The sequence below is a fragment of the Kitasatospora sp. NPDC059747 genome, assembly GCF_042732955.1.
In the GTDB taxonomy this organism is placed as follows: Bacteria; Actinomycetota; Actinomycetes; order Streptomycetales; family Streptomycetaceae; genus Kitasatospora.
In genome coordinates, this window is record NZ_JBHWGV010000202.1 from 1 (window position 1) to 881 (window position 881).

General features: G+C 80.5%; 1 pseudogene. It reads left to right on the top strand.

Annotated elements, in window-relative coordinates:
* Positions 1-198 precede the first annotated feature (198 nt).
* Positions 199-881 (top strand): annotated as a pseudogene (locus tag ACFV4G_RS41875) (hypothetical protein); the annotation flags it as partial.

Sequence of the window (881 nt, forward strand, 5' to 3'; positions counted from 1 at the left end):
TAAGAGACAGTGCCCGGCGCCCGCGCACCACCCGGCCGCCGGGCACCATCCGAACACCCCTCGCAGCACCCCCCGCACCACCGCCGCACCACCCCCCGAAGCAGGGCCCCCGGCACACCAGGAAGCACGGGGCACCGGCCCTCCCCCGCCCCCGCGGGGCGCACCCGCCGACGGACAGGAAGGGACCACCCTCACCCCATGTACTCCTCAGCGACGACCCCCACGCCGAGCCCGACCCGCACCGCGCTGCGCCCCCCCACCGCGGCCGCGGGCCGTCCCGGCCCCAAGCAGGCGCCCCCGCCGAGCCGCCCGGCGGCCCCGCGCGGCGCCGAGGGCCGGTCCGCGGACGCCCGGGTTCCGGCCGGCCGCAGCGCGCTGGGTCTGCGCGGCCCCGAGGCCGCCCCCCCGCCCGGCGGCCGGGTCCCCCTCGCCCGCCAGGTCGACGGCCGCCTGCTGCGCGGCCCGCACCGGCCGGGCACCCCGATCGGCCCCGAGCGGATCGACCCCTCGGCGCTCCAGACCCCGGCGGTACGGGCCGCCCTGGCGAGCGTCGCGCGGATATGTCCCGCGTTCACCCCGCGCCAGGTGCTGCGCGAGGGCAGCCGCCACATCCTGGTGGCGGGCACCATCGGGCGGGCCCCGGTGGTCGCCAAGTGCCTCGCGCCGCAGGCCGTGCGGAGTGAGTACTTCGAGCAGCTGGTGGCCGACTTCCACCACGAGGTCGCGGTCTACCGGGCGTTCGTGCGCCACCGTCCGCCGGTGCGCCTGCCCCGGCTGGTCGCCGCCGACCACGACCGGTGCGTGCTCGTCCTGGAGCGGGGGGGGGCTGGGGGGGCGGGGCGCGCCACACACAACCCGGGCGCGCCCCCGCGGGGGGGACG